This window comes from Roseateles sp. T103, from assembly GCF_057219915.1.
The window spans coordinates 387105-411242 of the sequence record NZ_JBXVVS010000002.1; the positions used below are offsets into that span (position 1 = coordinate 387105).

Below are 24138 nucleotides of genomic sequence, written 5' to 3' on the forward strand. Positions count from 1 at the left end.
CTGGCACCTGCGTGCCTCTGCACAGGCCCCGCTGATGCGGGGCCTTTTCATTTCTGCGCCCTGTCCGCCCCCGCCCTCGTCTTCAAGATGGATGCCGCGGCAGGGCCTGCGCCGATAATCCGCGCCATCATGATTCGACTCTTTGTCGGCCTGGGCAACCCGGGCAGCGAATACGAGGACACGCGCCACAACGCCGGCTTCTGGTGGGTGGACCAGCTGGCACGCCGCCTGGGCGCCAGCCTGCAGCTGGAGCGCAGCTACCACGGCCTCGTCGCGCGCGTGAACAACGCGCCGGGCGCGGACGGGCCGATCTGGCTGCTCGAGCCGATGACCTATATGAATGTCTCCGGCAAGTCGGTCGCGGCGCTGGCGCGCTTCTTCAAGATCGCGCCCGAGCAGATCCTCGCGGTGCACGACGAGCTGGACCTGCTGCCGGGCGAGATGAAGTTCAAGCAGGGCGGCGGCAATGGCGGCCACAACGGCCTGAAGGACATGCAGGCCCAGCTCGGCTCGCCCAACTTCTGGCGCCTGCGCCTTGGCATAGGCCATCCCGGCGTCAAGGCCGAGGTGGCCGGCTATGTGCTGCGCAAGCCGCCGCTGGCGGAACGCCAGGCGATTGAGGACTGCATCGCCAAGTCGCTGGACGCGGTGGAACTGATGCTCAAGGGCGATATGCAACGCGCCATGATGAAGATCCATGCCAAGCCGCCTCGTCCGAAACCACCCAAGCCGGCCCAGCCGGCCACGCCCGAGGGTGAGGCCAGAACCGGCGCTGCGCCGACGTCGACGAGCGCCATCGACTGAGGAGCGCCACCATGCAGCCAGCGCAGCAGCGTAAAAGGATCTCGCCGACCCTGCGCCTGCTGCTGTTGCCGCTGCTGCTCCAGGGCCTGCTCGCGCCATGCGCCGAAGCGCAGGCTCAAACGGAGACCCGCAGCACGCCGCTGTACCGCTGCGGCCCGGACGGCCGGGACCTGCGCGACTCGCCTTGCCCCGAGGCCGCCGGCAAGCCTGCGCAGAGCGTGCAGCACGATCAACCCAGTGCTGCACAGACACGCGAGGCGCGTGAGCGCGCCGCCGGTCAGCAGCGACAGGCCGACGCGCTGGAACGCGAAAGACTGGCGCGCGAAGCCAAGAGCAGACCTGCACCGCCCAGCGGCATCCACCACCGCGGCGAACCAGCGGTGGGCGCAGCCAGCGCACCGGCCGCCAAGAAATCGCCCGACAAGAAGAACAAGAACGCGAGCAAGGCCGGCAAACCCAAGACCAGCAAGAAGCCCGCACCGGCTGCCGGCGCCGCTCGATCGTGATCAAGCCGCTGCGCTGAGTCAGCGCAAGGGCCGTGCAAGGCCGTCGACTAGAATGCCTCCCGTTGGTGCTCGCGCGGCCCTTCGTTTGGTCCGCGCAGTTAAACGGGAATCAGGAGGGCGCGCCTCGCCGAGGCAAACCTAACCTGAGCTGTCCCCGCAACGGTAAGCGGACGAGGCTCACAAGCCTCCAGTCCCTGCGCAGGAATCCACTGGCGTCCATCGGCGACGCTGGGAAGGATGCAGGGGTGTGTTCCGCCAGCCCGGATACCGGCCAACAGGTGGTGTGCCGTCCATGGCGGCGCATCGTTTCACAGGGGCCTGCGGGGAAGCTGGCGCCTGGACTGTTCCGTTCAAGTTCTCAAATGACTGCTCCCATCCAAGGCGCTTCGCGTCCTTGCACCCTCGCCCGCGCGGCTGCGCTGGCCTGCCTCGCCCCCTTCGCCCTGGCCAACCCAGCGCATGCAGCACCCGCCAAGCAGCTCGACCCGGTCGTCGTCACCGCCGCGCGCATGCCGCAACGCCTGGCCGAGGTGCTGGCCGACCTCACGGTGATCACCCGCGAGGACATCGAACGCCAGGCCTTCGGCTCGCTGGCCGACCTGCTGCGCAACAGCGGCTGCGCGGAGATGGTGCGCAACGGCGGCCCTGCCGCTTCCACCACCGTCTTCCTGCGCGGCGCGGACACGCGCCACACCGTGGTGATGCTCGACGGCGTGCGCATCGACTCGCAGTCCACCGGCGGCGCCTCCTGGCAGGCCATCCCGCTGGCGCAGATCGAGCGCGTCGAGGTGCTCAAGGGGCCGGCCAGCGCGGTCTACGGCTCCGATGCCGTTGCCGGCGTCATCCAGATCATCAGCCGCAAGAACCCCGGCAAGCCTCGCGCCGAGATCGGGATCGGCGCGGGCAGCCTGTCCACGACCAAGGCCGACTTCGCGCTCAGCGGCGGTGACGCGCGCTTCGACTATGCGCTGAGCCTCGCTGCCGAAGACAGCGCCGGCTTCAACGCGACCACGCCGCAGTCGACCTTTTCCTACGTGCCGGATCGCGATGGCTGGAGCAACTACAGCGGCAGCCTGCGCCTGGGTGCGGCCCTCGTTGAAGGCCATCGTGTCGAGCTCACCGCACTGAAGGCGCACAGCGACGGCCAGTACGACGCCTCGGCCTCGCGGCCCAGCGTCGACGACCATTCCGTGCAGAAGAACCAGGCGCTGCGCGCCGCGTGGAGCGCACAGTGGAGCGCCGCGCTGCGCACCGAGCTGAGCATTGGCGAGGGCCGCGACCGCTTCCTGACCACGCCGTCGGTCTATCTGAGCGAGACGGCAATCCGCAGCGCCACGCTGCTGGGTTCCTACAAGCTCGGCCCGGCGCAGCAGCTGAACTTCCAGCTCGAGCGCCGCGAGGACCGGCTGGACAACAGCGGCCTGCGCAATGGCACCGACCGCCGGGAGCAGGATGCCGTCGGCCTGGGCTGGATCTTCAACGGCCAGAGCATCGACCTGCAGTTGCACGCCCGCCATGACGAGGACAGCCAGTTCGGCGGCGTGAGCACCGGCACGCTGGCCGGCGGCCTCAGATTCGCGCCCGGCTGGCGCGTCTACGCCTCAGCGGGCAATGCCTTCCGCGCCCCCACGCTCTACCAGCGCGGCAGCGTCTATGGCCCCGACCTGAGCAAGGCCGGCGTGGCCCCGCTGGACGCCGAGCGCGGCCGCAATCTCGAGCTGGCTCTCAAGCGCGATGCAGCGGGCCATGGCTTCGGCATCACTGCCTACCGCAACAAGGTCAGCGATCTGATCGTCTTCGGCGCCGCCGGCAACTGCAACAGCAGCTTCGGCTGCTACCAGAACGTCTCGCGCGCGCTGCTGCAGGGCGTGAGCCTGTCCGGCCATCTGCAGCTGGGCATCGTGCGTCTGTCCAGCACGCTGGACTTCGGCTCGCCGAAGAACGAGGCCACCGACAAGCTGCTGGCCCGCCGCGCCCAGCGCTTCGGCACGCTGCGGGCCGAAACCACGCTGGGCGACTGGCAGCTCGGTGCCGGCGTGCAGGCCAGCGGACGTCGCTGGGACGATGCGGCCAACACGCGCAAGCTCGGCGGCTATGCCCTGGCCAACTTCGACCTGCAGTACCGCGTCAGCGAACAGCTGCGCCTGCGCGTGAATCTGGACAACGCCTTCGACCGCGAGTACCAGACCGCTTATGGCTACCAGCAGGCGCCGCGCAGCCTCTTCGTCGGCCTGCGCTACACGCCGGAGCTCTGAGCCATGGCCGGGCACCGCCTCATCGTCGGAGGCCAGCGCAGCGGCAAGTCCCGCCAGGCCGAGCGCCTGGCGCTGGACTGGCTGCGCCACGCTGACCGCGACGTGGCGGTGGTCGCCACCGCCGAGCCGCTGGACGAGGAAATGTGCGCGCGCATCGCCCGACATCGCGCCGCGCGGCCGGCCGGCTTCGCCACCGTGGAGGAGCCGCGCCATCTGGCCGCCGCCCTGCGTGCGGCCGACGCGCCGCAGCGCCTGCTGGTGGTGGACTGCCTGACGCTGTGGCTGGCCAACTGGCTGATGCCCATGCACGCCGCGGCCGACCCTGAAGGCTGGCGCGCCGAATGCGACGCGCTGGACGCGCTGCTGCCGCAGCTCGCCTCGCCGGTGGTCTTCGTCTCCAACGAAGTCGGCTGGGGCGTGATGCCGCTGGGCCGCGAGGTGCGCGACTATGTGGACGAGCTCGGCCGCCTGAACCAGCGCATCGCCCGGCGCTGCGAAGCACTGACCCTGATGGTGGCCGGCCAGCCCTGGACCCGACCGGTGGAGCCGATCGAATGACCATGATCCGCAGACTCTGCGCGGCGCTGCTTGCCGCCCTGCTGCCGGCCGCACCGACGCTGGCCGCGCCGCTGGCGGTGCAGGACGATCGCGGCCGCAGCATCGCGCTGGCCGACACGCCGCGGCGCATCGTCAGCCTGCTGCCGTCGCTGACCGAGAGCGTGTGCGAACTCGGTGAGTGCGCGCGCCTGGTCGGCGTGGACCGCTACTCCAACCACCCGGCCGCGGTGCAGAAGCTGCCCAAGCTCGGCGGCCTGGACGACACCGCCATCGAAGGCGTGCTCGCGCTCAAGCCCGACGTGGTGCTGCTGGCGATCTCCTCGCGCCTGACCGACCGGCTCGAGTCCCTGGGCCTGAAAGTGGTTGCGCTGGAGCCCAAGACCCACGCCGATGTGCAGCGCGTGCTCGGCAAGGTGGCACAGCTGCTGGGCAAGCCCGACGAGGCGCGCCGCGTGTGGAACCGCATCGACGGCGCCATCCAGCACGCCGCCCAGAGCCTGCCGCCGGCCGCGCGCGGACTGAGCGTCTACTACGAGGTGGACAGCGCGCCCTATGCAGCCGGCACCGCCTCCTTCATCGGCGAGACCCTGGCGCGGCTGGGCACGCGCAACATCGTGCCGCCGGAGCTGGGCCCCTTCCCCAAGCTCAACCCGGAGTTCGTCGTACGTGCGGACCCGCAGGTGATCATGGTCGGCCAACGCAATGCGGCCGGCCTGCCGCAGCGCCCCGGCTGGCCCGGCATGCGCGCGGTGCGCGACAAGCGCATCTGCATCTGGACGGCCGACGAGTCCGACGTGCTGGTGCGCCCGGGGCCGCGCATGGCCGAGGCTGCCGCGCTGATGGCGCGCTGCCTGAAGGATGCCGCGGCCGGGCCGGTGACCTGGCCCACCCAGCCCCTAGGCGGCGGCGCGGGAGGCATGCGTTGAGCCCGACGCAGCGTCGCCGCCGCAGCCAGCTCTGGCTCCTGCTGCTGCTCGCCGCCAGCGCGGCGCTGCTGCTGCTCGGCCTGTCGGTCGGCGCCACCGGCTTCACGCCCTGGACATCGCAGGACGAGGCGATGCGTCAGATCCTCTGGGAAATCCGCGCGCCGCGTTCGCTGGGCACCTGGCTGGCCGGCGCCCTGCTCGCGCTGGCCGGCGCCATCGCGCAGGGCCTGTTCCGCAACCCGCTGGCCGACCCCTATCTGCTCGGCTGTTCTGCCGGCGCCTCGCTGGGCGTGGCGGGCCTGAGCTTCGCCATCGGCCTGACGCCGGCGGCCACCGCGATGGCGCTGCGCCTGGGCCTGACCGGCGCGGCCTTCGCCGGCGCCGTGCTGGCGGTGATGCTGACGCTGCTGCTGGCACGCGGCGTCGAGCAGACGCTGCGCCTGCTGCTCGCCGGCGTGGTGGTCGGCGTGGTGCTGGGCTCGGGCTCGGCCCTGCTGACCCTGCTGAACCCCGACATCCTGCGCGCAATGCAGGCCTTCATGCTGGGCAGCACCGGCTTCCTCGGCTGGAACGCGGTGGCCATCATGGCGGTGGTGCTGCTGGCCACGCTGCTGCTCGCACTGGCCAGCAGCAAGACCCTGGACGCGCTCACGCTGGGCGAGGCCACGGCGCGCTCGCTGGGCATGCGGCTGGCGCTGGTGCGCCTGCTGCTGATCGTCGCGATGACCCTGGCCACCGCCGCCGCGGTGGCGCAGTGCGGGCTGATCGCCTTCGTCGGCCTGGTGGCGCCGCACCTGGTGCGCAGCTGGGCACCGAGCGCCCACCGCGGCCTGCTGCTGCTGTCCACCCTCAGCGGCGGCGTGCTGCTGCTGGCCGCCGACATCGCAGCGCGCTGGCTGATCGCACCGCAGGAGCTGCCGGTGGGCATCGTCACCGCACTGCTGGGCGGCGGCTACCTGCTGTGGCTGATGCACCGGCGCCCGCGCCATCTGGGAGGCCAGCGATGACGGACCAGCGCCTGCCCGAGTTCCCCACGCTGACGCTGGAACTGCGCAGCCTGGCGCTGGGCGGCCGCCCCGTGCTGGGCCCGCTGTCGCTGCGCATCGCTGCGCCCGGCTGGACCGCCGTGGTCGGCCCCAACGGCGCCGGCAAGTCCACGCTGCTGCGCGCCTTGTGCGGCCTGCTGCCCTTCGACGGCACGCTGACGCTGCAGGGGCGCGACTGGGACAGCTGGCCGGCCAAGGCCCGCGCCCGCGCGCTGGCCTGGCTGGGTCAGAACGAGAGCAGCACCGACGAACTCACCGCTGCCGAGGTGGTGATGCTGGGCCGTCTGCCACACCAGGCCTGGCTGGCGCCGCCCGGCGCCGCCGACACGCTGGCCGTGGAACAGGCGATGCGCCAGACGCAGAGCTGGGACTGGCGCGACCGCCCGCTGGGTAGCCTCTCCGGCGGCGAACGACAGCGCGTGCTGCTGGCCCGGGCGCTGGCCGTGCAGTCCATGCTGCTGCTGATGGACGAGCCGCTGGCCCATCTGGACCCGCCGCATCAGAGCGACTGGGTGCAGATCGTTCGCGGCCGCGCCGGCTGCGGCGCCGCCGTAGTGAGCGTGCTGCACGAACTGAATATCGCGCTGCAGGCCGACCAGCTGATCGTGATGGACAAGGGCAGCATCGTCCATGTCGGCGCACCCGGCGATGCCGCCACCCACGCCGCGCTGCAGCAGGTCTTCGCGCAGCGCCTGCTGATCCTGCAGGTTGCCGGCCGCTGGGTCGCACTGAACGCCTGAGAGTAGCGATGAACATCGAGAGCCCCCCGGTCGATCGCGCGCGCATCGTGCCCAGCGCCGAGCGACGCGGCCTGATCCTGGTCCACACCGGCGATGGCAAAGGCAAGAGCACCGCCGCCTTCGGCCTGGCGCTGCGCGCCCACGGCCGCGGCAAGGCGGTGAAGATCTACCAGTTCATGAAGGTGCCCAGCGCGCGCTTCGGCGAGCACCGGCTGTTCGAGCAGCTGGGCGTGCCCATCGAGGGCCTGGGCGACGGCTTCAGCTGGAAGAGCAAGGACCTGGAACACAGCGCGCAGCTGGCACGCGAGGGCTGGGCCCGCGCCGCGGCGACCATCGCCGCCGGCGAGCACTTCCTCGTCGTGCTGGACGAGATCATGTATCCGCTGCGCTATGGCTGGCTGCCGCTGGAACCGGTGCTGCAGGCGCTGCGCGAACGGCCGGCGCATGTGCATGTGCTGCTCACCGGCCGCAAAGCGCCCGAGGAGCTGATCGAGCTGGCCGACACCGTCACCGAGATGGCTCTGCTCAAGCATCACTTCCAGGCCGGCGTGCCGGCGCAGCGCGGCATCGAAGACTGACAGCGGACCGAGCACCCGCCCTGCGGCGGGTGCGACGCCGGTCGAAGGACGGCCCGCCTACCAGCGGGCCGGCTGAGGCAACACGATGAACCCTGATATCACCCTGCTCCTGCCGCTGGCCACGCGGGCCACACGGCTGGTGGAACAACAGATGGATAAGCCGCCAGCGCCGCTGCGTCCGGTGGTGGCGATGGGCCGCTTCCTCGACGTCTTCAGCGTGCGCCTGTTCGCGCAGCCGGACGGCCGGCTCGCAGCGATGGAGAGACAGTCATGACTGCACGCTCGGTGATGGTGCTGGGCACCACCAGCCATGCCGGCAAGAGCTTTCTGGCCACTGCGTTGTGCCGCTGGTATGCGCGCCAGGGCCTGAAGGTCGCGCCCTTCAAGGCGCAGAACATGAGCAACAACGCGCGCGTCGTGCCCGGGCTTGCGAGCGGCCCAGCGCCCGGTCTGGCCCGCATGGGCGAGATCGGCAGCGCGCAGTACTTCCAGGCCCTGGCCGCACGCCGCGTGCCCGAGGTGCGCATGAACCCGGTGCTGCTCAAGCCCGAGGCCGACACCGCCAGCCAGGTGGTGCTGCTCGGCGCGGTCAGCGAGGAGCTCTCGCGCATGCCCTGGCGCGAGCGCAGCGCGCAGCTGTGGCCGCACGCGCGCGCCGCGCTGCACGAGCTGATGGCCGAGAACGAGGTCGTGGTGATTGAGGGCGCGGGCTCGCCGGCCGAGATCAATCTGCACGCCAGCGACTATGTGAACATGCGCTGCGCGCTGGAGGCGCGCGCGGCCTGCCTGCTGGTCACCGACATCGACCGCGGCGGCGCATTTGCGCACCTGTACGGCACCCACCAGCTGCTGCCGCCCGAGGAACGCGCGCTGATCAGGGGCTTCGTGCTGAATCGCTTCCGCGGCGATGCCGCGCTGCTCGCGCCCGGGCCCGAGCAGCTGCAGGCACTGACCGGCGTGCCCACGCTGGCCACGCTGCCGATGTGGCGCGGCCACGGCCTGCCGGAGGAAGACGGCGTTTTCGACGAGCAGCCCGTGGGCAGCGGTCTGCGCATGGCCATCGTCGCCTACCCGCGCATCTCCAACCTCGACGAGTTCCAGCCGCTGCGCGGCCTGAACGGCGTGCATCTGAGCTGGGCACGCACGCCCGAAGCGCTGGCAGCGGCCGACTGGATCATCCTGCCTGGCTCCAAGTCCGTCGCTGCCGACCTGGCCTGGCTGCGCGCGCAGCGCCTGGATGCCGCCATTGCCGCGCATGCCGCGGCCGGCAAGCCGGTGCTGGGCATCTGCGGCGGCTTGCAGATGCTGGGCGAGACCCTGGTCGATCCCCATGGTCTGGACGGCAACGCACCGGGTCTGGGCCTGCTGCCGCTGGTGACGCAGTTCGAGGTGAGCAAGCTGCTGCGCCCGGCACGGCTGCGCTTCGCCGCCACCCTGGCCGCGCCCTGGCAGGCGCTGTGCGGCGTGCAGCTGGAAGGTTATGAGATCCACCATGGCCGCACCGTCCAGCATCCCTCCCTGGCAGCCGCCGCCGAGGCCCTGCACGACGAGGAGGGCGGCGTGGTGGGCTGGCAGGCCGGACCGGTGCTGGGCCTCTATGCCCATGGCCTGTTCGAGCAGCCGGCCCTGCTGCAGGCCCTGTTCGGCGTGCAGACCGGCGGCCTCGAGCCGGTGTTCGACGCGCTGGCCGACTACATCGATTGCCATTTCGCGCCCGGCAGCCTGACCGGGCTGATCCATCCCTGACGCCGAGACCGATCCATGCAAGACCTGACCCCGACGATCGCCCCGCTGGCCAGCCTGAACCCGCCGGACCTGCCCGGGCGGCTGCAGCAGCGCATCGACGGCAAGACCAAGCCGCTGGGCGCGCTGGGCCAGCTGGAGACGCTGATGCTGCGCCTGGGCCTGATCCTCGGCGAGGAGGCACCGGTGCTGCGCGATCCGCAGCTGCTGGTCTTCGCGGCCGACCATGGTCTGGCGGCCCGCGGCGTCTCTGCCTATCCCAGCGACGTGACCTGGCAGATGGTGGAGAACTTCCTCGCCGGCGGCGCCGCGGTCAGCGTGCTGGCGCGCCAGCACGGCCTGGCGCTGAGCGTGGTCGACGCCGGCGTGCGCCACGACTTCGCGCCGCGGCCGGCGCTGATCCAGGCCAAGATCGCCGCCGGCACCGCCGACGCGCTGCAAGGGCCGGCGATGAGCGCCGAGCAGTGCGCCGCGGCGCTGGATGCGGGGCGGCGGATCCTGCGCGAACGGCCGGGCAATGTGCTGCTGCTCGGCGAGATGGGCATAGGCAACAGCTCGGCCGCCGCACTGCTGCTCGCAAGGCTGGAGCAGCTGCCCATCGCCGACTGCGTGGGCCGCGGCACCGGGCTGGACGACGCGCAGCTCGCCCGCAAGCGCGAGATCCTCGCCGACGTGCTGGCGCGCCATCAGCAAGCACAGTCGCCACTGGAGGCGCTGGCCGCCTTCGGCGGCTTCGAGATCGCGATGATGGCCGGCGCCGTGCTGCAGGCGGCCGAGGAGCGGCGCGTCATCGTGGTGGACGGCTTCATCACCGGCAGCGCGGTGCTGGTGGCAGCGCGGCTGCAACCCGCCGTGCTGGAGCGCTGCATCTTCAGCCACCTCTCGCACGAGTCGGGCCACCGGCTGATGCTGCAGGCCCTGCAGGCCGAGCCGCTGCTGAACCTGGCACTGCGACTGGGCGAGGGCTCGGGCGCAGCGCTGGCCTGGCCGCTGCTGGAGTCGGCGGCGCGACTGTTGCGCGAAATGGCCAGCTTCGCGTCGGCCGGGGTCAGCGAGCGCGAGGCATGAGGCAATAATCCGCCGAGTACAGGGAGAGACCCAATGTCCGATCTGCTGTTCGCCGACGAAGAGCCTCAAGACGAAGCGCCCCGCGCCTTGCGCCTGATGGCGCCCTGGGTGGTGCTGATCGTCGACGACGACCCGGCGGTGCACCAGGTCACGCAGCTGGTGATGAGCGGCTTCGAGTTCGGCGGCCGTCGGCTCGAGTTCCTCAACGCCTATAGCGGCGTCGAAGCGCGCGCCATCCTGTCCAGTCGCCAGGACATCGCGCTGATCCTGCTCGACGTGGTGATGGAGTCCGAGCATGCCGGGCTGGAGTTGGTACGCCACATCCGCGAGGAGCTGGGCAACGGTCATGTGCGCATCGTGCTGCGCACCGGCCAGCCGGGCCAGGCACCTGAAGAACAGGTCATCAAGACCTACGACATCAACGACTACAAGGAAAAGACCGAGCTCACCAAGCGCAAACTGCAGACGGTCTTCTACTCGGCACTGCGTTCCTACCGCGACATCATGATCATCGAGCAGTCGCGCCAGTCGCTGCGCCGCTCGATCGACGCCATCACCCGCGTCTACGATTCGCACAATCTGCGCCGCTTCGCGTCGGCAGTGCTCGAGCAGGTCGCCCACCTGCTCGGTTACGAGACCCAGGGCGTCTGCGCCAGCAGGGTCCAGGCCTATGCCGCCTCGGCCAACCACGGCCAGCTCAAGGTGCTGGCCGCGACAGCCGAGTACGCGCGGCTGCTCGTCGACGAGCAGATCAGCGAGCTGCCCGCCGACGTGCAGGCTGCCTTGCAGCAGGCACTGGAAACGCAGAGCAGCCGCTTCGAAGACAGGTTCTGCGTGGCCTACTACCGCAGCAGCAGCGGCAGCGAAAGCGTGCTCTTCATGAGCTTCGCGGAACCGGTGGATGCCGAGGCGCGCGAGCTGCTGCAGATCTTCAGCGTCAATGTCTCGCTGACCTACGAGAGCCTGCTGCTGCGCGAGGAGATCGAGGAGACGCAGCGCTCGATCGTGCACATCGTCGGCGAGGCGGTAGAACGCCGGGCCGAGGAGAGCGGCGACCATGTGAAGCGGGTCGGCGAGCTTGCCGCGCTGCTCGGCGAAGCCGCGGGCATGCGGGGGTCGGACACCGAGTTCCTGCGTCAGGCCGCGCCGCTGCACGATATCGGCAAGCTGGGCATTCCGGACCGCATCCTCAACAAGCCGGGCAAGCTCGACGAAGAGGAATGGACGCTGGTGCAGTCGCATGCACGCCTGGGCTACGAGCTGCTCAGCCGCAGCCCGCGCCGCATCATGCAGCTGGGCGCCGAGATCGCGCACGAGCATCATGAGCGCTGGGATGGCCAGGGCTATCCGCGCGGCCTGCTCGGCGAGCAGATCGGCCTGCCCGGCCGCATCGTCGCCATCGTCGATGTGCTCGACACCCTGGTCTGCCAGCGCTGCTACAAAGAGGCCTGGCCGCTGGACGAAGCGCTGCGCTTCATCGCGGACCAGGCCGGCCAGCGCTTCGATCCACAGCTGGTGGAGCTGCTGACAGCGCGGCGCGCAGCGGTGGAGGACATCTACCGCCGCCTGCCGCCCGAGTAGGCCTGCATCACCGCCACATCTCCGCCGCATCCGTTCGCGCCGAGGCGAGGCCTGTCCGGCGGCCGTTTCCGCCATGTCCACTGCCCTGCTCCACGAAATCCGCCTCTTCTTCATCGCGCTGCAGTTCCTCACCCGCGCGCCCATCCCGCGCTGGGTCGGCTATCAGCCCGAATGGCTGCAGCGCAGCGCGCGGCACTTCCCGCTCGTCGGCGCCATGCTCGGCCTGTGCGGCGCCGCGGTGCTGTGGGCAGCGCAGCAGCTGTGGTCACCGGTGATCTCCGTGCTGCTGGCAATGGCCGCCGGCGTCTGGGCCACCGGCGGCTTTCACGAAGACGGCTGGGCCGACACCTGCGACGGGCTGGGCGGCGCGGTCAGCCGCGAGAAGGCGCTGGCGATCATGAAGGACTCGCGCATCGGCAGCTACGGCGCTCTGGGCCTGCTGCTGATGCTGGCGCTCAAGGCCGCCTGCCTGGTCGCCGCGGTCGGCGAGAGCCTGGCCCTGGGCATGGCGGCGCTGCTGCTGGCCCAGTGCGGCTCGCGGGCCGCGCCGCTGTGGCTGCTCTGGCGCCTGCCCTATGCGGGCGACGCCGAGCACGCCAAGGCCAAGCCGCTGGCCACGCAGGCCGGCGCCGTCGATGTCGCCATCGCGCTTGGCTGGGCGCTGCTGCCCATGGCCCTGCTGTGGCTGTGGCAGCCCGCGCTGGCGCCGCGGCTGGCGGCACTGCTGATCGCGGCTGCAGCGGCCACGCTGTGGATGCAGCGCTGGCTGCGCCGCCGCCTGGGCGGCTACACCGGCGACAACCTCGGCGCCACGCAGCAGGTGGTCGAGGCGGCGATGCTGCTCGCCTGGTGCGCCCATGTCTGAGCCCGGCTTCACAGTCTGGCGCCATCCGCGTCCGGACGGAGCGGCGGGCCTGTGCGTCGGCGCCGGCAGCGACCTGCCGGTGCACTGGCGCCGCGCCAAGCGCCTGGCCCGGCGCATCCAGGCACAGGCACGCCGCGAGCGTCTGCCGCATGCGGTGGTGACCTCGCCGCTGCGCCGCTGCGCCGACGTCGGCCGCTGGCTGCGCCGCTGGGGCTGGCGCCACCATTGCGACGCGCAGCTGCTGGAACTGCACTTCGGCCATTGGGAAGGCCGCCCCTGGTCGACCATAGGGCAGGCGGAAGTCGAGGCCTGGGTGGCGGACTTCGTCTCGCGTGCGCCAGGCGGTGGCGAAAGCCTGGCAAGCCTGCTGCAACGCTGCGCCCCCTGGCAGGCGCCAGCCGGCGTGCGCACGGTCGTCAGCCACGGTGGCTGGATGCTGGCCCGGCAGTGGCTGGCCCGCCACGGCGCGGCACTGCCCAGCGCCAGCCAATGGCCGGCGCCGCCTCGCTACGGGGAGTGCTGGCCGATGGTGTGAGCGTGCTGCGCGCTCAGGCGCCGGCGCCTGGCCATCCAGCGCTCGCGGTGCTCAAACGGACCGGAGCGACAAAGCCGAGGCCGGCCGCTCAGTCTGCCGCCAGGGCCTCCAGCGCGGGCAGGTCCAGCAACTGGACCGTATAGCCCTGCACCTGGATCAGGCCCTTGAGCTTGAGCTGTCGCATCATGCGCGACAGCGTCTCCGGCGTGATCGCCAGCTGTGCCGCGATGTCGCGCTTGCGCTCGCCCAGTGAGACGCGATCCGGCCCCTGGGCCGAGCGGCTGCTCAGCTGCAGCAGCCAGGCCGCCAGTCGCCGCTCCGCATCCTTGTGCATCAGGTCATGCGTCACGCCGGTGAGGCTCTGCACCGTCTGCGCCAGACCGCCGAGCAGGCGCTCGGCCATCGCCGGATGGCGCAGCAGCAGTTCACGCACGCCTCCGATCTCGAGCTCGACGATGCGCGCTGGCGTCAGCACGCGCGCGTCCTGCATATGCCGCCGGCCCAGCCAGGCGCTGGCCAGGTCCAGCCAGGCCGGTCCGCGCACGGTGCGCTCAAGATGGAAAGGCTGGTCATGCCTGACCTGCCCCAGCCCAACGGCCCCCTCGAGCACCGCAACGATGCGGTCGCCCTGCTGCGCACGCCCAAAGACCAGTGCGCCCACCGACAGTGCCCGCACCTGCGCCAGCCGGTTCAGTGCACGCAGCTCTGCAGGCGCGAGCTCGCTGCCGCCCAGCAGCGCGTGCCACTCTTCCACACTCGGCGACTGGCGGTCAGGCGCTGCGCCGATCACGGCGCGCTGAGGCATCAGGACGGAGGTGTTGAGGCTATCCACAGTGCTTGACCAAGGGGCTCGTTCGATGGCTGCAATGTGGGCCAGCGGGCACCTGGAGTCCTTGCGCTGCGTCAAAGCTTCGCCGCCGCTGCAACAGGGCCTGCGCAGCCCTTGACAATTGCCAGATGGAAATCGATCGCAAGCCCAAGCCGCGCACAACAGAGCTGCCCCAGCCCGGCGCCTCCTACGCCGCACCGCTGGAGCTGCTCGACGCCTGCCATCAGCGCGTGCGCCGCAGCCTGCAGCTGCTGCTACGCCTGGCTGCGCATGTTGCAGCCCACGGCGCCGATGCCGATGCGGCGCAGGCGGCGGCCGATGTGCTGCGCTACTTCGACGTCGCCGCGCCGCTGCACCACGAGGACGAGGAGCGGCATCTGTTTCCGCTCTTCGAGCAGGGCGGCGAGCCAAGGCTTGCCGAGGCCTGCGCCACGCTGCGCGCCGAGCATCTGCAGATCGCCGCGCTGTGGCAGCAGCGTCTGCGTCCGCTGCTGGAAGCCGTGCATCAGCGCGACGCAGGCCTCGATCGCGCCGCGCTGACTCGCGCCGCCGCGGATTTCGACACGCTCCATGCCGGCCACCTCGCCTGCGAGGACCAGCTGGTCTTCCCGGCGGCGGCATCACAGCTGGGCGCCGCTGCGCAGCAGGCCATGGGACTGGAGATGGCCGCGCGCCGCGGGCTGGACCTCAGCGGATCAGCAGCGCGCGGAAGTCGTTGACGTTGGTGAAGCTGGGCCCGGTGACGAGCAGATCGCCCAGCGGCGCGAAGAAGCCATAGGCGTCGTTCGCGTCGAGCATCTCCGCGGCCTTCAGCCCCAGCGCCGCCGCGCGTGACAGCGTGTCCGGCGCTACGAAGGCGCCGGCGTTGTCCTCGATGCCGTCGATGCCGTCGGTATCGGCCGCCAGCAGATGCACGCCCGGCTCGCCCTGCAGCGCGAGTGCAGCGCCGAGCAGGAACTCGGTGGCCCGGCCGCCCCGGCCGGGCGCCCGCCCGGCCTCCTTGGCTGACGCAGCCTGGTTACGCAGCGTCACCGTCGTCTCGCCGCCGGAGAGGATCACGCAGGGTTTCGCGAAGGGCTGGCCGCGCCGCGCCACCGCGCGTGCCAGCGCCGCATGCACGCGGCCGACCTCGCGCGATTCGCCCTCGATCTCGTCGCTGAGGATGTGCGCCTCCAGGCCCAGCGCGCGCGCCGCCTGGGCCGCGGCTTCCAGGCTGGCCTGCGGCGTGGCCAGCATGTTCAGCTCATGGCCGGCGAAGCGCGCGTCGCCGGGCTTGGGCGTCTCGAAGGCGCCGCTTTCCAGGCCCTGCAGCGCGGCCGGCGGAAGCGCGATGCCGTAGCGGTGGCAGATCGCCAGCGCATCGGCGCACGTCGTCGCGTCGGGCACGGTGGGGCCGGACGCGATCACCGCCGGGTCGTCGCCGGGCACGTCGCTGATCGTCAGTGTCAGCACACGCGCCGGCGCGCAGGCGGCGGCCAGCCGCCCGCCCTTGATCGCCGAGAGGTGCTTGCGCACGCAGTTCATCTCGACTATCGCCGCGCCGCTGGCCAGCAGCGCACGGTTCACCGCCTGCTTGTCCTCCAGCGTCAGGCCCGGTGCAGGCAGGCTCAGCAGCGCCGAACCGCCGCCGGAGATCAGGCAGATGACCAGGTCGTCCGGGGTCAGGTCTTGCGTCAGCGCGAGCATGCGTGCGGCTGCAGCCAGTCCGGCGGCGTCGGGCACCGGGTGCGCGGCCTCGACCACGTCCAGCCGACGCGGCGCATAGTCAGGCGGGATATGGCCGTAGCGCGTGATTACCAGGCCGGACAGCGGCGCCTGCTCGGGCCAGGCGGCCTCCAGCGCCTGCGCCATCGCGCCGCCGGCCTTGCCGGCGCCCAGCACCAGCGTGCGGCCACGCGCCGGCGGTTCGGGCAGCTGCGCGGCCAGCACCTGCGCCGGCAAAGCCCGCGCCACTGCCACCTGGTAGAGATGGCGCAGCAGCGCGCGGGGATCGTCGAGCAGCGCTCGGGCTTGCGATGGGTTCATGCCGCCGATGATAAGAAGCCGGGCGGCGGGTAGGGACTCAGGCCGCGCGCTTGCGCGCCATCGCGCTCTTGGCCGGCGGCGGCGTGAAGGCGGCCTGCATGCGCGCATTGCTCTCGAACTGGCGCGCCACATTGCCACAGACCAGGTCGCAGAGCTCGTACACCGAGGGATCGGCGATGCGGTAGTAGGCCGAGGTGCCGCGGCTCTCGCGCACCACCAGGCCATGGCGGGTCAGCAGCGCCAGGTGGCGCGAGACATTGGCCGCGGTGAAGCCGCACAGCTCGGCCAACTCGCCGACATTGCGCTCCTGCTCACGCAGCAGGTTGAGGATCTGCAGGCGCGTCGGTTCGGACAGCGCCTGGAAGTAGGAGGCCACTTTCTCCAGGGCCTCGGGCGGAAGGGATTTCATGCGGACGCATGTCGGGGCTGAATCGGCGCTCATTATCGCGAAGTCCTCACAGCTGGTAGTTGTTTAGCCAAGCACCCACTTGACTATTTAACTACATGCTCAAATAATAAAGCATCGAAACGATTTTCGCCAGTGCCCGAGCAAGCCCCTAGGCAAGTGCAGGCAGCAGGCGGAGACTCCCACAACAGATACGCAGCCACTGAAGCCAACGACCATGCGCAAGACCCGCAACACCAGTCTTCTACGCCTGACCCTGGCCGTCGCCGGCGCCCTCGCCGTGGCCACCCCTGCCCTTGCCCAGCTGGCCAGCGCGCCGGTGCGCAGCGTCGGCGGCGCACACAGCGCCGGCTTCGACGGCGCCGTCGAAGCGGTGCGTCAGACCGTGGTCGCCGCCCAGGTGCCCGGCGCGGTGGTCGAGATCGCCGTGAAGGCGGGCGACACCGTCAAGGCCGGCCAGCTGCTGATGCGCCTGGATGCCCGTGCCGCCGAGCTGAACGCCGCCGCCGGCGACGCACAGGTCGCCGCCGGCAAGGCCCAGCTGGACGCCGCCACCAAGGAGTACGAGCGCCAGAAGCAGCTCTTCGCCAAGCAGTACATCAGCCAGGCCGCGCTGGAGCGTGCCGAGTCGCAGTACAAGGCCACGCAGGCGCAGGTCAACGCGCAGCTGGCCCAGGCCGGCGCAGCGAAGACGCAGAGCGGCTTCTACCTGGTGCGCGCGCCCTACAGCGGCGTGGTCGCCGAGCTGCCGGTCTCGCTGGGCGAAATGGCCATGCCTGGCCGCCCGCTGTTGACGATCTATGACCCCGCGCAGCTGCGTGTCACCGCCGCGGTGCCGCAGAGCGTGGCCGCCGCCCTGGGCGACAAGGCCCAGCTGAAGGTCGAGCTGCCCGGCCTGGCCCAGGCCCAGCGCTGGGTGCAGCCGGCCAAGGTGCAGCTGCTGCCTACCGTCGATGCGGGCACGCACACGATGCAGATCCGCGCCGAGCTGCCCGCCGGCATCGCCGGCGCGACGCCGGGCCTGTTCGCCCGCGTCTGGCTGCCGGCCGGCGACGGCGGCGCCAGTGCCGCGCGTCTGACGGTGCCGGCCAGCGCCGTGCTGCGGCGCGCCGAGATGAGTGCGGTCTATGTGATCGCCGCCGACGGTAAGCCGCTGCTGCGCCAGGTGCGCACCGGCCGCGTCGACAACGGACAGACGGAGGTGCTGTCCGGACTCGCCGCCGGCGAGAAGGTCGCCCTTGACCCGCAGGCCGCGGCCCGCCAGCGTTGAACGATCGCCAACAGCAAAGAGCACAGGACATGAACGACGTATCCAAGCCTGTTGTCGATACCGCCGCCACGAGTGCCTCCATGGGCGTCTCCGGCCGCATCGCCGCGTTCTTCCAGAGTGCGCAGATCACGCCGCTGCTGGCGCTGGTGGCGCTGCTGCTGGGCATCTTCGCCGTGCTGGTCACGCCGCGTGAGGAGGAGCCGCAGATCAACGTCACGATGGCCAATGTGCTGATCCCCTTCCCCGGGGCCAGCGCCAAGGACGTGGAGGCCATGGTGGCCGGCCCGGCCGAGCAGGTGCTGGCGCAGATCAGCGGCATCGAGCATGTGATGTCGGTCTCGCGCCCGGGCATGGCGGTGATCACGGTGCAATACAAGGTCGGCGTGCCGCGCATCGAGGCGCTGGTGCGCCTGCACGACACCATCAAGGCCAACAGCGACTGGTTGCCGCGCAACCTGGGCGTGATGGAGCCCATCATCAAGCCCAAGGGCATCGACGACGTGCCCATCGTCACGCTGACGCTGCACGGCAAGAGCGCCGAGACCTCCTCGGCCTTCGAGCTGGAGCGCGTCGCGCACAGCATCGAAGGCGAGCTCAAGCGCGTCGCCGGCACCCGCGAGGTCTACACCATCGGCGGCCCCGGCCGCGCGGTGATGGTGGAGATCGACCCCACCCGCATGGCCGCGGTGGGCGTGACGGTGGCCGAGCTGCGCCAGACGCTCAATGCCGCCAACCTCGGCCTGCCGGTCGGCGAGCTGCTCGCCGGCAACCGCGCGGTCGAGATCGAGGCCGGCCCCTTCCTGCGCAATGCCGAGGAAGTCGGCGATCTGGTCGTCGGCGCGCGCGCCGGCCGGCCGGTGTTCCTGCGCGACGTGGCGAATGTGCGCGACGGCGCGCTGCCCGCGCAGCGCTATGTGTGGCATGGCACGACGGCTCGCGATGGCCTGCCGGCGGCCGAGTTCCCTGCCGTGACCATCGCCATCACCAAGAAGCCGGGCGAGAACGCCATCGACGTGGCGAATGCGGTGATGCAGCGCGTCGATTCGCTGCGCAACGCGATCATCCCCGCTGATGTCGAAGTGGTGGAGACGCGCAACTACGGCGAGACCGCCGACGACAAGGCCAAGCAGCTGATCCAGAAGCTGCTCTTCGCCACCGCCTCGGTGGTGGCGCTGGTCTTCATCGCGCTGGGCAAGCGCGAGGCCGCCATCGTCGGCGCCGCGGTGATCCTGACGCTGACGGTGACGCTGTTCGCCTCCTGGGCCTGGGGCTTCACGCTGAACCGCGTCTCGCTGTTCGCGCTGATCTTCTCGATCGGCATCCTGGTGGACGACGCGATCGTCGTGGTGGAGAACATCCACCGCCACCAGGCCCTGTTCCCGGGCAAGAGCCTGGCGGAGATCATCCCCGGCGCGGTCGACGAAGTCGGCGGCCCGACCATCCTGGCCACGCTGACGGTGATCGCCGCGCTGCTGCCCATGGCCTTCGTGTCCGGCCTGATGGGCCCGTACATGAGCCCGATCCCGATCAATGCCTCGATGGGCATGCTGCTGTCGCTGGCGATCGCCTTCGTCGTGACGCCCTGGCTGGCACGCCTGTGGATGAAGCACCATGCCGCCGGCGCGCCTGTGGATCACACGCCCAAGGGCCTGGCCGCCAAGCTCGACCCGCTGTTTCGCCGCATCTTCACGCCGCTGCTCGACGACAAGCGTGGCGCGCGCAACCGCGGCCTGCTGGGCCTGGGCGTGGCCGCACTGATCGCCGTCTCGCTGGCGCTGCCGGCCACCGGCCTGGTGCTTTTGAAGATGCTGCCCTTCGACAACAAGTCGGAGTTCCAGGTCATCGTCGACATGCCTGCCGGCACGCCGGTGGAACAGACCGCTGCGGTGCTGCACGAACTGGGCGCCCATCTGGCCACCGTGCCGGAGGTCAAGGACTACCAGGCCTATGCCGGTACCGCCGCGCCGATCAACTTCAACGGCCTGGTGCGCCAGTACTACCTGCGCGCCGGCGGCGAGGTCGGCGACATCCAGGTCAATCTGGTGGACAAGGCGCATCGCAAGGACCAGAGCCACGCCATCGCCACCCGCGTGCGCCCCGAGCTGCAGAAGATCGCGCAGCGCTTCGGCGCCAACGTCAAGGTGGTCGAAGTGCCGCCGGGCCCGCCGGTGCTCTCGCCCATCGTCGCCGAGATCTACGGCCCCGATGCCGAAGGCCGCCGCCAGGTCGCCAAGGCGGTGCGCAAGGTCTTCGAGAGCCATGAGGGCCTGGTCGACGTGGACGACTCGTCCATCGCCGCGGCGCCGAAGAAGCTGCTGATCATCGACCGCCGCAAGGCCGCGATGCTGGGCGTGCCGCAGCAGGCCATCGTGACCACGCTGCGCGCCGGCCTGGCCGGCGAAGCCACCGCCTATCTGCACGACCAGAGCAAGTACCCGGCTGCGGCAATGCTGCAGCTGCCGCCAGAACTGCACGGCGATCTCGACGCGCTGCTGCAGCTGTCGGTGCGCAGCGCCGCCGGCAAGCTGGTGCCGATCCGCGAGCTGGTAACGATCAGCGACACCGAGCGCGAGCAGCCGATCTATCACAAGGACCTGCTGCCGGTGAACTTCGTCGTCGCCGACATGGCCGGCAAGCTGGACAGCCCGCTGTACGGCATGTTCGGCATGCGCAGCGAGATCGCGAAGATCCAGACGCCGGGCGGCGGCACGCTGCAGGAAGCCTTCATCCGCCAGCCGGCCGACGCGCTGCGCGACTACGCGATCAAGTGGGACGGCGAGTGGCAGGTCACCTACGAGACCTTCCGCGACATGGGCGCGGCCTATGCGGTCGGCCTGGTGCTGATCTACCTGCTGGTGGTGGCGCAGTTCGGCTCGTACCTGACGCCGCTGATCATCATGGCGCCGATCCCGCTGACCATCGTCGGCGTGATGCCCGGCCATGCACTGCTGGGCGCGCAGTTCACCGCCACCAGCATGATCGGCATGATCGCGCTGGCCGGCATCATCGTGCGCAACTCCATCCTGCTGGTGGACTTCATCAACCTGCAGGTCAGCGAAGGCATGGCCTTCAAGGATGCCATCGTCGCGTCGGCCATCACCCGCGCGCAGCCCATCCTGCTGACCGGCCTGGCCGCGATGCTCGGCGCCTTCTTCATCCTCGACGACCCGATCTTCAACGGCCTGGCGATCGCGCTGATCTTCGGCATCGCGGTGTCGACCCTGCTCACGCTGGTCGTGATCCCCATCCTCTACTTCATGGCCTACCGCAAGCAGCATGCAGCAGCAGGCCAGACGGCTTCCGCCTAAACCCCCAACCTTTGCAATCAAGGAGCTTCAATCATGACCACCTGGCAAATCGTCCGTCTCGTCGCCGGCACCTTCATCCTGCTGTCGCTGGCGCTGGGCATCCCCGGCAGCCCGATCTTCCAATCGCAGTGGTGGCTGGCCTTCACCGCCTTCGTCGGCGCCAATCTGCTGCAGAGCGGCCTGACCAAGTGGTGCCTGATGGAAACCATCCTGCGCAAGCTGGGCATCAAGCCGGGCTGCTGACCCCCCGAACCGCGATGAGGACGACGACCATGCTGCGCAAGACCTTGCTCGCCCTGGCGACACTGGCTGCCCTGCCCTCTGCCCAGGCATTCGATCTGGTGCAGGCCTGGCAGGCGGCGCTGACGCAGGACCGCGCACTGGCCGTCGCGCGTGCCGCCCAGGCGGGCGCCGATCCCAAGCGCGCGCAGGCCGATGCGCTGTGGCGTCCGGCCGTGATGCTGCAGGCCGGTGCCGGCCGCGCCACGCAGGAGAGCGACACGCGCGGCGCGCAGTTCAGCGCACCGGGCCTGGGCACGGTGGCCGGTGCCGACTTCAGCACCTCGGTCAGCAACGGCACCAGCACGCGCTGGGCGCTGCAGGCCGTGCAGCCGCTCTACAACGCCGAACGCAGCGCGCAGGCGCGCCAGCTCGGCACCGCGGCCGACATGGCCGACCAGGGCTGGCGTGCCGCGCAGCAGGGCCTGATGCTGCAGACCGCGCAGCGCTATTACGAGCTGGCGCTGGCCGACGAGCGCGTCGCAGTTCTGCAAGGCCAGCTGCAATCGGTGGAGCGCGCCGCGGCCGAGGCGCAGGACCGCTTCAAGCTCGGTGCCTCGCCCATCCTCGACAGCCATGAGGCGCAGGCGCGGCTGGCCGCGCTGCGCGCCGAATTGTTGATGGCGCAGACCGAGGCGCAGCTCAAGCGCCGCGTGCTGGCCGACAGCACGGGCCTGCCCGAGGTCCAGCTCAAGCCCACGCTGCCCGTGCCAACGGCTGGCCCCGCCGCCGAGCCGGGCGCGCTGGAGCAATGGCTGGCCCATGCCGAGTCCGACAGCCCCGAGCTGCGCCTGCGCCGCCTGGGCGTGGAGATGGCGCGCCAGGAGGCCGCCAAGCACAGCCTGCGCGCGTCGCCGAGTGTGGACCTGGTGGCGCAGGCCGGCCGCGATCGCCTGAGCGGCAGCGGCGACTTCGGCAGCAGCGCCTCCTACACCGGCGTGCAGCGCATGATAGGCGTGCAGCTCAATGTGCCGATCTACACCGGCGGCATGCGCAGCGCGCGCGAGCGCGAGGCGCTGGCCCAGGTGGAGCAGGCCGAGGCCGAGCTGGCGCTGGCACGCCAGCAGACCGAGCAGGGTCTGCGTGCCAGCTGGCTGAACCTGCAGGTGGCCGGCCAGCGCATCGCTGCGCTGGAGCAGGCGCAAAAGGCGAGCACGCTGCGCCGCGACGCCACGCTGCTGGGCCGCGAGGTCGGCGACCGCACGACGCTGGACCAGCTCAATGCCGAGAACGACAGCGCGCAATCGCGGCTGGCGCTGGCGCAGGCCCGTGTCGCGCTGCTGATGGAGCGGCTGCGTCTGGCACAGCTCGCCGGACGGCTGGACGAGGCTGCGCTGGCGCAAGCCGCGGCTCGTTGATCCGCCGACAATCGGCCCCGATGAAGAACCTCTGACTACGCAAGCATCATGTCGTCCCCCTCTCAATCCCCGCAGGCAGGCGCGCTGCTGATCGACGTCCGCTCCCAAGGCGAGTACCAGGCCGCACGCCTGCAAGGCGCGATCTGCCTGCCGCTGCCCGAGCTGCTGGCGCGCATCGCCAGCGTCGCGCCCGACAAGCAATGCCCCATCCTGCTGTACTGCGCCTCGGGTGCACGCTCGGAAATGGCGCGCCAGATGCTGATGGCCGAGGGCTATACGCAGGTGGTCAACGGCGGCGGCGCCGGCCAGGTGGCGATGCAGTACGGCCTCGGCGTCGAGCGCGGCTGAAGCAGGCGCCGTTGCATCGATGGCCGGCCGACACGCGACCCCGCTGAAATTCCTCGCCCCGGCGTGGTTCTCGTTGGTGATGGGCCTCAGCGGCCTATCGCTGGCCTGGCAGCGCGCCTCCGCTGCGATGGGCGAGCTGGCACAGGGCTTCGCCCTCGCGTTGGGCGCACTGGCGCTGGCGGTCTTTGTGGCGCTCGGCCTGTTCTCGCTGCTGCGCCTGCAACGCTACGGCCAGGCCTGGGCCGAGGATCTGAAGCATCCGGTGCGCCATGCCTTCGTCGCGGCGATTCCGATCGGCCTGCTGCTGCTCGTCACCGTCGGCGTGGCGCTCGCCGGTCCGCAAGCCTGGCTGCTGCCGCTGTGGTGGCTGGGCTCGCTGACGCTGCTGGGCGTCACGCTGTGGGTGCTGGCGCGCTGGTGGCGACCCAAGGAAGGCCTGGCCTGGCCGGCACTGACGCCGGCGCTGTTCATCCCCATCGTCGGCAATGTGCTGGTGCCGCTGGCCGGCGTGCCGCTGGGCCAGCCGGAGTGGTCGGCCGCGCAGTTCGGCATCGGCCTGCTGTTCTGGCCGCTGGTGCTGGTGCTGCTGCTGGTGCGCATCGCGGTCAACGGCCTCTGGCCCGAGCGGCTGATGCCCGCAGGCTTCATCCTCGTCGCCCCGCCGGCGGTGATCGGCCTGGCGACGCTGCAGCTGGGCGCGCCGCCGCTGCTGGCCTGGCTGGCCTGGGGCATGGCGCTGTTCTCGCTGCTGTGGGCCGCGACGCTGCTGCCGCGCATCGCCAAGCTGCCTTTCGGCGTGCCGCACTGGGCGATGAGCTTCCCGCTGGCCGCCTTCGCGGCGCTGACGCTGCGCCTGGCCGAGCTGCGCACCCTGGCCAGCGGCCACGGCGGCCTGATGCTGCTGCTCGGCGTGCTGGCGCTGGCCGCGGCCTCGCTGGTGATCACCGGCCTGGCGCTGGCCACCGTGCGCGGCCTGCGCGACGGCAGCCTCTTGGCGCCCGAACCGGTGGCGGCCATCCAGCCGGTGGCGGCAGACGGCGCACCGATCGTGCGCTAGGGCCAGCTCTAGAATCGCGCCCCTGAACGGCGCCTGCTGCTGAGACGGCAGGC

The 24138-nt window shown here is 70.8% G+C and carries 24 protein-coding genes and 1 riboswitch; of the genes, 21 read left to right on the forward strand and 3 right to left on the reverse strand.

The window, feature by feature from the left end; all coding sequences use genetic code 11:
* Window positions 1–129: 129 nt before the first annotated feature.
* From pth to AC2EBS_RS08295, 14 genes are all read left to right on the forward strand, one after another.
* Window positions 130–804: an aminoacyl-tRNA hydrolase gene (pth, locus tag AC2EBS_RS08230; protein ID WP_484727906.1), complete on the forward strand. Its 675-nt coding sequence runs from the start codon at window positions 130–132 to the stop codon at window positions 802–804.
* Between the two features lie 11 nt (window positions 805–815).
* Window positions 816–1310, forward strand: a complete 495-nt coding sequence (locus AC2EBS_RS08235; protein ID WP_484727907.1) for a hypothetical protein — start codon at window positions 816–818, stop codon at window positions 1308–1310.
* Window positions 1311–1356: 46 nt separating this feature from the next.
* Window positions 1357–1600: riboswitch (cobalamin riboswitch) on the forward strand.
* A gap of 72 nt (window positions 1601–1672) precedes the next feature.
* Window positions 1673–3565 carry a TonB-dependent receptor plug domain-containing protein gene (locus AC2EBS_RS08240; protein ID WP_484727908.1) on the forward strand — a complete coding sequence of 631 codons (1893 nt, stop codon included), beginning with the start codon at window positions 1673–1675 and terminating at the stop codon, window positions 3563–3565.
* Between the two features lie 3 nt (window positions 3566–3568).
* On the forward strand, window positions 3569–4123 hold the full coding sequence (gene cobU / locus AC2EBS_RS08245; protein ID WP_484727909.1) for a bifunctional adenosylcobinamide kinase/adenosylcobinamide-phosphate guanylyltransferase: 555 nt from the start codon (window positions 3569–3571) through the stop codon (window positions 4121–4123).
* A 2-nt stretch (window positions 4124–4125) separates the two neighbouring features.
* Window positions 4126–5049, forward strand: a complete 924-nt coding sequence (locus tag AC2EBS_RS08250) for an ABC transporter substrate-binding protein (RefSeq protein ID WP_484727910.1) — start codon at window positions 4126–4128, stop codon at window positions 5047–5049.
* Window positions 5046–6056: a FecCD family ABC transporter permease gene (locus AC2EBS_RS08255; protein WP_484727911.1), complete on the forward strand. Its 1011-nt coding sequence runs from the start codon at window positions 5046–5048 to the stop codon at window positions 6054–6056. The genes AC2EBS_RS08250 and AC2EBS_RS08255 overlap by 4 nt, the downstream gene beginning before the upstream one ends.
* Entirely contained in the window at window positions 6053–6835 is a 783-nt protein-coding gene (locus AC2EBS_RS08260; protein ID WP_484727912.1) for an ABC transporter ATP-binding protein, read from the forward strand. The genes AC2EBS_RS08255 and AC2EBS_RS08260 overlap by 4 nt, the downstream gene beginning before the upstream one ends.
* An 8-nt stretch (window positions 6836–6843) precedes the next feature.
* On the forward strand, window positions 6844–7413 hold the full coding sequence (gene cobO, locus AC2EBS_RS08265) for a cob(I)yrinic acid a,c-diamide adenosyltransferase (RefSeq protein WP_484727913.1): 570 nt from the start codon (window positions 6844–6846) through the stop codon (window positions 7411–7413).
* A gap of 85 nt (window positions 7414–7498) precedes the next feature.
* Window positions 7499–7687: a hypothetical protein gene (locus AC2EBS_RS08270; RefSeq protein WP_484727914.1), complete on the forward strand. Its 189-nt coding sequence runs from the start codon at window positions 7499–7501 to the stop codon at window positions 7685–7687.
* Window positions 7684–9159 carry a cobyric acid synthase gene (locus tag AC2EBS_RS08275; protein ID WP_484727915.1) on the forward strand — a complete coding sequence of 492 codons (1476 nt, stop codon included), beginning with the start codon at window positions 7684–7686 and terminating at the stop codon, window positions 9157–9159. Before AC2EBS_RS08270 ends, AC2EBS_RS08275 begins: the two co-directional genes overlap by 4 nt.
* A 15-nt stretch (window positions 9160–9174) precedes the next feature.
* A complete protein-coding gene (cobT, locus tag AC2EBS_RS08280) occupies window positions 9175–10224 on the forward strand; it encodes a nicotinate-nucleotide--dimethylbenzimidazole phosphoribosyltransferase (RefSeq protein WP_484727916.1) in 1050 nt (349 codons plus the stop codon).
* A 33-nt stretch (window positions 10225–10257) separates the two neighbouring features.
* The gene (locus AC2EBS_RS08285) at window positions 10258–11805 is read left to right on the forward strand and encodes a DUF3369 domain-containing protein (protein WP_484727917.1); all 1548 of its coding nucleotides are present in this window, start codon (window positions 10258–10260) and stop codon (window positions 11803–11805) included.
* 73 nt (window positions 11806–11878) lie between these two features.
* Window positions 11879–12670, forward strand: a complete 792-nt coding sequence (gene cobS / locus AC2EBS_RS08290) for an adenosylcobinamide-GDP ribazoletransferase (RefSeq protein ID WP_484727918.1) — start codon at window positions 11879–11881, stop codon at window positions 12668–12670.
* Window positions 12663–13205, forward strand: coding sequence for a histidine phosphatase family protein (locus AC2EBS_RS08295; protein WP_484727919.1), 543 nt, complete (start codon window positions 12663–12665; stop codon window positions 13203–13205). The genes cobS and AC2EBS_RS08295 overlap by 8 nt, the downstream gene beginning before the upstream one ends.
* 88 nt (window positions 13206–13293) lie before the next feature.
* Here the strand turns inward: AC2EBS_RS08295 and AC2EBS_RS08300 are convergent, their stop codons facing one another.
* On the reverse strand, window positions 13294–14010 hold the full coding sequence (locus AC2EBS_RS08300) for a Crp/Fnr family transcriptional regulator (protein ID WP_484727920.1): 717 nt from the start codon (window positions 14008–14010) through the stop codon (window positions 13294–13296).
* Window positions 14011–14162: 152 nt separating this feature from the next.
* On the opposite strand from AC2EBS_RS08300, the gene AC2EBS_RS08305 reads away from it, so the two are divergent.
* Window positions 14163–14753, forward strand: a complete 591-nt coding sequence (locus tag AC2EBS_RS08305; RefSeq protein ID WP_484727921.1) for a hemerythrin domain-containing protein — start codon at window positions 14163–14165, stop codon at window positions 14751–14753.
* On the opposite strand, the gene AC2EBS_RS08310 is transcribed toward AC2EBS_RS08305, so the two are convergent.
* Together AC2EBS_RS08310 and AC2EBS_RS08315 are read right to left on the reverse strand one after the other, a co-directional pair.
* On the reverse strand, window positions 14722–16059 hold the full coding sequence (locus AC2EBS_RS08310; protein ID WP_484727922.1) for a glycerate kinase type-2 family protein: 1338 nt from the start codon (window positions 16057–16059) through the stop codon (window positions 14722–14724). The genes AC2EBS_RS08305 and AC2EBS_RS08310 overlap by 32 nt on opposite strands.
* Window positions 16060–16096: 37 nt before the next feature.
* Window positions 16097–16468, reverse strand: coding sequence for an ArsR/SmtB family transcription factor (locus AC2EBS_RS08315; RefSeq protein WP_484727923.1), 372 nt, complete (start codon window positions 16466–16468; stop codon window positions 16097–16099).
* Window positions 16469–16682: 214 nt separating this feature from the next.
* Between AC2EBS_RS08315 and AC2EBS_RS08320 the strand changes: the two genes are divergently transcribed.
* The 6 genes from AC2EBS_RS08320 to AC2EBS_RS08345 all read left to right on the forward strand — a co-directional run bounded on the left by AC2EBS_RS08320 (window position 16683) and on the right by AC2EBS_RS08345 (window position 24085).
* Window positions 16683–17735: an efflux RND transporter periplasmic adaptor subunit gene (locus tag AC2EBS_RS08320; RefSeq protein ID WP_484727924.1), complete on the forward strand. Its 1053-nt coding sequence runs from the start codon at window positions 16683–16685 to the stop codon at window positions 17733–17735.
* Between the two features lie 80 nt (window positions 17736–17815).
* Window positions 17816–21043 carry an efflux RND transporter permease subunit gene (locus AC2EBS_RS08325; protein WP_484728310.1) on the forward strand — a complete coding sequence of 1076 codons (3228 nt, stop codon included), beginning with the start codon at window positions 17816–17818 and terminating at the stop codon, window positions 21041–21043.
* Window positions 21044–21076: 33 nt separating this feature from the next.
* Window positions 21077–21286, forward strand: coding sequence for a YgaP family membrane protein (locus AC2EBS_RS08330; protein ID WP_484727925.1), 210 nt, complete (start codon window positions 21077–21079; stop codon window positions 21284–21286).
* A 14-nt stretch (window positions 21287–21300) separates the two neighbouring features.
* Complete coding sequence (locus tag AC2EBS_RS08335; RefSeq protein ID WP_484727926.1) at window positions 21301–22680, forward strand: TolC family protein; 1380 nt, start codon at window positions 21301–21303, stop codon at window positions 22678–22680.
* Window positions 22681–22728: 48 nt separating this feature from the next.
* A complete protein-coding gene (locus tag AC2EBS_RS08340; RefSeq protein WP_484727927.1) occupies window positions 22729–23028 on the forward strand; it encodes a rhodanese-like domain-containing protein in 300 nt (99 codons plus the stop codon).
* Between the two features lie 19 nt (window positions 23029–23047).
* Complete coding sequence (locus tag AC2EBS_RS08345; protein ID WP_484727928.1) at window positions 23048–24085, forward strand: SLAC1 family transporter; 1038 nt, start codon at window positions 23048–23050, stop codon at window positions 24083–24085.
* The last annotated feature ends 53 nt before the right edge of the window (window positions 24086–24138 follow it).